The organism is Nocardia amamiensis NBRC 102102 (genome assembly GCF_001612745.1).
Lineage (GTDB): Bacteria > Actinomycetota > Actinomycetes > Mycobacteriales > Mycobacteriaceae > Nocardia > Nocardia amamiensis.
Genome location: NZ_BDBA01000004.1, coordinates 127672 through 134850 on the forward strand (window position 1 = coordinate 127672; position 7179 = coordinate 134850).

At 70.2% G+C, this 7179-nt stretch carries 1 protein-coding gene and 1 tRNA gene; one reads left to right on the plus strand and one right to left on the minus strand.

The annotated features are described in order from the left end of the window. Positions 1-796: 796 nt before the first annotated feature. Positions 797-881 (minus strand) — tRNA-Leu (locus NA4_RS01900). A 385-nt stretch (positions 882-1266) separates the two neighbouring features. Between NA4_RS01900 and NA4_RS01905 the strand changes: the two genes are divergently transcribed. Beyond that, a partial coding sequence (locus tag NA4_RS01905; protein WP_157128744.1) for a fatty acid synthase subunit beta domain-containing protein occupies positions 1267-7179 on the plus strand: 5913 nt, incomplete at its 3' end.

Below are 7179 nucleotides of genomic sequence, written 5' to 3' on the forward strand. Positions count from 1 at the left end.
ACCAGGCGCTCCGCTGTTTCATTTCGCAGTCCATCAAGCGCCACAACGCGATTCGCTTGACATACCACCGCAACCGCTAACTACGCGGCATTGCCCCTAGGCGGTATATCCATCGAGATAGAACGACGCCAGCGCGAATTCTGGATCTTGCGGATGTTGGCTCATACGCAACAGACTGGACCAGATCGAGAACGATGGCTTGCCAACGGCGTCGACGAGTACAGCTCCAGCAGGGCGCTGGTACCGGTGACGATCAAGCCATCCTGCACGAACCGGCCGCACGAACCGGCCGCGGTTCGGCGGCTCGGTGTCGATCCAGCTGGAGGAATCCGCAGGAGTCTACGGCCGGAACGCCCGTCTGTGTCGCCCGTGACTCATGCTCGTCACCGGATGGCATTCGGGAACAGGAGACGAGCGAATTCAGCTCCGGTCAGCCGTATTCGACCGCTGCGGTGGTGGCGCGGAGTTGGCGGACACGTTCCGTGCGCAGGGCAAACCAGGATGCAGATGCGAGTGACTGGCGACACGGCCATGCCGGAACCGCCCGTGTGGCCGAGGGAGTGCGAGGGATCGCTCGTGCACGCGTGCGTCTCAGTTGTGCCGCTGCCGTGTGTGAGAGGGGGAGCGACCTTCTACTCGCACACGCGGAGGCGTCACCGATGACGGAACTGTGTGCTGCCAGCGGCTTCGCTGTCGCAGCTGGGCCACGTCAGAAGGCTCGAGGGAGAGGGGGACGTGCGCAAGGAGGTGGTCGAACACGTATTTGCGTCAGATTTGACGCAAATCCGTGTTCAAGTGGTGCGCGAGAGGGGACTTGAACCCCTACGTCCGTGGACACCAGAACCTAAATCTGGCGCGTCTGCCAATTTCGCCACTCGCGCTTGATGGTACGACCGTCCAAACTCTACCGGGCATTTCGGCCATAGCGAAGTATTGGGTGGGCGTGGCGTACTCGCCAGTAACCTCACCTGGGATTATAACGATTTGGCAACTGTCAACATGAGGGGCACTCATGTTTCGTACGTGTTGGTAACCCATGGACCTGCGGGTTCAAACATGAGGCGGGGTCATGTTTCTGATCATTCTGGTACGAGCGTACTCGAATATCCCTTTGTAGTGGGCGTGCCAGCGGACAAACGTGAGGATTTCCTCATGATTTTGTGCCATCCTCGCCCGTATCAGGCCGATCGCCCGCGAGCGTCCGCGTACCGAGAGGGACCGGCGTGTCGCCGAGGCATGTCGCATGGAAAAGGAAGTCGAAGCGCCTTGACGATCAACGAGAGCACCAAGACCGGGGCCGGACGGAGCACGAAGGCGGTCGAGGCCGCCGGGAAGGCCGCGGCGGGCGGAGCGCGGTCGCCGCTGTTGGATCGTCTGCTCGGCGGCGTGCCGTACGCGCTCGCCTTCGGTGGACAGGGCGCCCAGTGGCTGAACGAACTGGAGGAGATCGGGCGCGACAGCGCGCTGGAGCCGGAGCTGACCGCGCTGGTCAACGAGGCGGCAGCGCTGCTCGAGCCGGTTGCTGCGCAGTTGCTGGTGGTGCGGCCGGTGGGATTCGACCCGATCGGCTGGATGCTGGAGAACGAGCTCGCCGACACCGACGAGGGCGAAACCTCCGCCGCGCCGTCCGAGCAGGTGCTGCGCTCGGCCGCGGTGTCCATGCCGGGTGTGCTGCTGACCCAGGTGGCGGCCGTGCGGGCACTGCGGCTGCAGGGTCTGGACGCGGCCGAGCACGCGCCGGCCGCGATCGTCGGGCACTCGCAGGGACTGCTGGCGGCGGCTGCGGTCGAAGCGGGCGGCGCGCGTGACGCGGAGCTGCTTGCGATCGCCCAGATGATCGGCGCCGCAGCGGGTTTGGTCGCACGGCGGCGGGGGCTGATGCCGGTGGGCGATCGGTCGCCGATGGTCGCGGTGTCGAATGTCGATCCCGAGCTGCTGCGCGGCGTGGTGGCCCAGGTGTCCGAGGGACTCGACCCGGCCGCTGCCGTGGTCGTCTCGATCCGTAACGGACGCCGTCGCGCGGTGCTGTCGGGCCCGCCCGCGCAACTGGAGCGGGTGCGCCGGCGGTGCGCGCAGATGCACGACGAGCAGGCCCGCGAGCGCGACGCCAAGGTGCGCGGTGGCTCGGTATTTGCCCCGGTCTTCGAGGACGTGTCCGTCGACGTCGCATTCCACCATCCCGCCCTGGCCGACACCGTCGACCTGGTGAGCAGCTGGGCCGGCCAGTGCAGCCTGGACACCGAGCTGGCGGGCGAGCTGGCACGCCGGATCCTGGTGGACCCGATCGATTGGGTCGACGTCGTCGAGGGTGTCGTTTCGGCTGGCGCGCAATGGATTCTGGACCTGGGGCCGGGCGACCTGCTGTCCCGGGTCACCTCGGGCACGCTGAAGGGCAGCGGCGTCGGCATGGTCGCCGCGGCCACCCGCGCCGGGCAGCGCAGTCTGCTCACCCCCGGCGCGGCCCCGGAACCGGCGACGCCGTGGTCGGCGTTCGCGCCGCGGCCGGTGCGGCTGCCCAACGGGCGCATCGTCGTCGAGACCGCGTTCACCAAGCTGACCGGCCGCTCGCCGATCCTGCTCGCGGGCATGACCCCCACCACCGTCGACGCGAAGATCGTCGCCGCCGCGGCCAACGCGGGCCACTGGGCGGAGCTGGCCGGCGGCGGTCAGGTGACCGAGCAGATCTTCGCCGACCGGGTGGCCGAGCTGAAGAAGCTGCTGCACCCGGGTCGCGCGGTGCAGTTCAACTCGCTGTTCCTGGACCCTTACCTGTGGAAACTGCAGCTGGGCGGCAAGCGACTGGTGCAGCGCGCCCGTGCGGCGGGCGCTCCGTTCGACGGCGTCATCGTGACCGCGGGCATTCCCGAACTGGAGGAAGCCGTCGCGCTCATCCAGGAGCTCACCGAGGTCGGCATCGCGCACGTCGCGTTCAAGCCGGGAACCGTCGCGCAGATCCGCGCGGTGCTGCGCATCGCCGACGAGGTTCCGGACTACCCGGTGATCGTGCACATCGAGGGCGGCAAGGCCGGCGGCCATCACTCCTGGGAGGACTTGGACGACCTGCTGCTGGCCACCTACGCCGAACTGCGCAACCGCGCCAACGTGGTGGTGTGCGTCGGCGGCGGCATCGGGACCCCCGAACGCGCGACCGAGTACCTCACCGGTGAATGGGCGGTGCAGCACGGCTACCCCGACATGCCGCTGGACGGTGTGCTGGTCGGCACCGCCGCCATGGCGACGCTGGAGGCCACCACCGCGCCGGAGGTCAAGCAGCTGCTGGTGGACACCCCGGGCACGCCGGATTGGGTCGGCGCGGGCACCGCGTCCGGCGGAATGGCCTCGGGCCGTAGCCAATTGGGCGCCGACATCCACGAGATCGACAACGCCGCCTCGCGCACCGGCCGCCTGCTCGACGAGGTCGCCGGTGACGCCGACGCGGTCGCCGCGCGCCGGGACGAGATCATCGCGGCGCTGAACGCCACAGCCAAGCCGTACTTCGGCGACCTGGTCACCATGACCTACCAGCAGTGGCTGGAGCGCTACGTCGAGCTCGCGGTCGGCCTGGACCACCGCAAGGACTTCGACTGCGGTAGCGACCTCGGCGACGCCATCGCCGAGGCCACCCGCTCGGTCTGGCTGGACATCACGTGGCGCGATCGATTCGCGGAGATGGTGCGTCGCACCGAATCCCGCCTGCACCCGGCCGACCGCGGCGAGATCCCCACGCTGTTCGGGAGCGACGAGGACTTCGAAGACCCGGTCGCCGCGCTGTGCACCCTGAAAGACCGGTACCCCGCCGCAGACCAGACCCTGCTGCACCCGGCAGACGTTCCGTTCTTCGTGTCCTTGTGCAAGACGCCGGGCAAGCCGGTCAACTTCGTGCCGGTCGTGGACGCCGACGTGCGGCGCTGGTGGCGTTCGGATTCGCTGTGGCAGGCGCATGACCCGCGCTACTCGGCCGATCAGGTGTGCGTCATCCCGGGCACCGTCTCGGTCGCGGGCATCACCAAGGTCGACGAGCCGGTCGGCGAGCTGCTCGACCGCTTCGAGCAGGACACCGCGTACTCGCTGGTCCGTGCGGGTGTGGCGCCCACCCCGGTGGACGCGCGCCGCACCGCGGGCATCGCTACCGGCCCGATCGACGCCGTCCTGGCCGCGCCGGACATCGAGTGGGCAGGCCGCACCACCATCAGTCCGGTGCACCGCCTCGGCGAGCTGTCCGAATGGGTCGTCGACGACAACGGCGCGGTGCATCCGCCCAGCGGTGCGACGCTCGCCGAGACCACCGGACCCGAACCGGAGCACTCCTACCTGGAACTGACCGTTCCGTTGCTGGCGGACAACGTGGTGCGCATCCGGATCACCGTGCCGACCACCGTGTACAACGGCGGCGCCCCGGTCGTCACCGAGGCCGACGCGGACGAAGCCATGTCCGCGCTGCTGGCTGTCGCGGCCGGACAGGCGCTGCCGGAGGTCAAGGGCAAGGTCGCGCACGTAAACCTGGCCTGGACACCGGATCTCATCGCCGATCACGCCGGGGTGACCGGCTCCGGCTTGCCCGCCACCCTGAGCACGCTCGGGCGCACCGTGCCCGACGTGCTGGTCGGCGCCTGCTGGCCCGCCGTGTTCGCGGTGCTGGGCGCCACGCGCACCGCCAAGGGCGAGAGCGTCATCGAGGGCATGCTCGACCTGGTCCACCTGGACCATCAGGTCCACCTCGCGGGTGAGCTGCCCGCGGAGACCAGCGTGCTGGCGGTGCGCGCGGAGGCAGGGGAGACCCTGGACACCGATCTCGGCCGCGTCGTCGAGGTCACCGTGCGGATCACCGCCATGCTGGACAAGCCGGAGACCGGGATGTCCATGCCGGTGCTGGCCACGCTCACCGAACGGTTCGCGATCCGCGGACGCAACGGCACCGGCGAACTCGCCGATCCGCCGCGCGCGGCGGGCACGCTGTCCGACGCGGCCACCGACACCCCGCGCAGGCGTCGTCGCGACGTCACCATCGTGGCGCCGCGCACCATGCACGCCTTCGCCACCGTGTCCGGCGACCACAACCCGATCCACACCAGCGACGCCGCCGCGAAGCTGGCCGGGCTGGGCAGCCCGATCGTGCACGGCATGTGGCTGTCGGCCGCCGCGCAGCACGCGGTGTCGGCGGTCGATCCGGCCGCTTCGGTCCCCCCGCGGACGCTGACCGCGTGGACCACCCGGTTCCTCGGCATGGTCCGCCCCGGCGCGGAGATCGACGTGCGCGTGGAGCGCGTCGCGGTCGACGCGGGCAGCGAGATCGTCGAGGTCTCCTGCCGGACCGACGGCGAGCTGGTGATGACCGCGACCGGTCGCACCGCGGCCCCGAAGACCGTCTACGCTCTCCCCGGCCAGGGCATCCAGCGCAAGGGGATGGGGCTGGACGCCCGTGCCCGGTCGAAGGCCGCCAAGGACATCTGGGAGCGCGCCGACAAGCACACTCGTGCCGCGCTGGGCTTCTCGATCCTGGCCGTGGTGCGGGACAACCCGACCTACCTGAAAGCCCGCGGCGTCGAGCACCGGCACCCGGACGGCGTGCTGCACCTGACCCAGTTCACCCAGGTCGCCATGGCGACCCTCGGCGTCGCCCAGGTGGCGGAGCTGCGCGAGGCCGGTGCCTTCGTGGACGACGCGATCTTCGCGGGCCACTCGGTCGGCGAGTACAACGCGCTCGCGGCCGTCGCGGGCGTGCTGCCGCTGGAGGCGGTGCTCGAGGTCGTGTTCCAGCGCGGCTCGGCGATGCACGCGCTGGTGCCGCGGGACGCGCAGGGCCGCAGCGACTATCGGATGGCCGCGATCCGGCCCTCCCAGATCGGGCTGCCCGACGAGGACGTGGTCGACTTCGTCAACGGCGTCGGCGAGCGGGTCGGCGAGTTCCTCGAGGTGGTCAACCTGAACCTGCGCGGCTCGCAGTACGCCATCGCGGGCACGGTGGCCGGGCTGGACGCGCTGGAGCAGGAGATCGACCGGCGCCGTGCGGAATTCGGCGGCAAGCGGGCGTTCATCCTGGTACCCGGCATCGATGTGCCGTTCCACTCCACCGTGCTGCGCAAGGGCGTTCCGGAGTTCCGGTCCAAACTCGAGCAGCTGCTGCCCTCGGACCTGCACCCGGAGATCCTGGTCGGCCACTACATCCCGAACCTGGTGCCGAAGCCGTTCTCGCTGGAGCGCGCGTTCATCCAGGAGATCGCGGACCTGGTCCCGTCGGAGCCGCTGGCCGCGGTGCTGGCCGACTTCGACAGCTGGGTGGCCCGCCCGGCCGACCTCTGCCGCGTCGTGCTGATCGAGCTGCTGGCCTGGCAGTTCGCCAGCCCGGTGCGCTGGATCGAGACCCAGGACCTGCTGTTCACCGAGCCCGCGCACGGTGGCCTCGGCGTGGAGCGGTTCGTGGAGATCGGCCTCGGCGCGACGCCGACGGTGGCCAACCTGGCCGGCCAGACGCTGAAGCTGCCCGCGTTCGGCGGCGCCAAGGTCGAGGTGCTCAACATCGAGCGTGAAGCCGCGATCGTGTACGCGACCGACACCGACCCCGCGCCGGTCGACGAGCCGGTCGAGGAGCCGACAGCCGCCGCGGCACCCGCCGCCGCGGCACCGGTCGCCGCGCCCGCCCCGACTTCGGCGGGCCCCCGTCCGGATGACATCGCGTTCACCGCCGCCGACGCCACCCGGGTGCTGATCGCGCTGTGGACGAAGCTGCGGCTGGACCAGATCGGTCCGGTGGACACCATCGAGGGCCTGTGCGACGGCGTGTCCTCCCGGCGTAACCAGCTGCTCGTCGACCTGGGTGCGGAGCTCTCGCTCGGCGCGATCGACGGCGCGGCCGACGCCGACATGGGCGCGCTCTCCGCCACCGTCGAGCGGCTGGCCCGCACCTACCGTCCCTTCGGGTCCGTCCTGACCGATGCCGTCGGTGACCATCTGCGCAAGGTGTTCGGGCCGTCCGGCAAGCGCCCGGCCGCTATCGCCGAGCGGGTGAAGAAGGTCTGGGAACTCGGCGACGGATGGGCCAGCCACGTGACCGCCGAAGTGTCGCTCGGCACCAGGGAGGGCACCAGCGTGCGTGGCGGCGATCTCGGCGGGCTGGTCTCCGGCTCGCTCGGCGACGCGGCCTCGGTCGACGCGGCCATCGACGCCGCGGTGCAGGCCGTC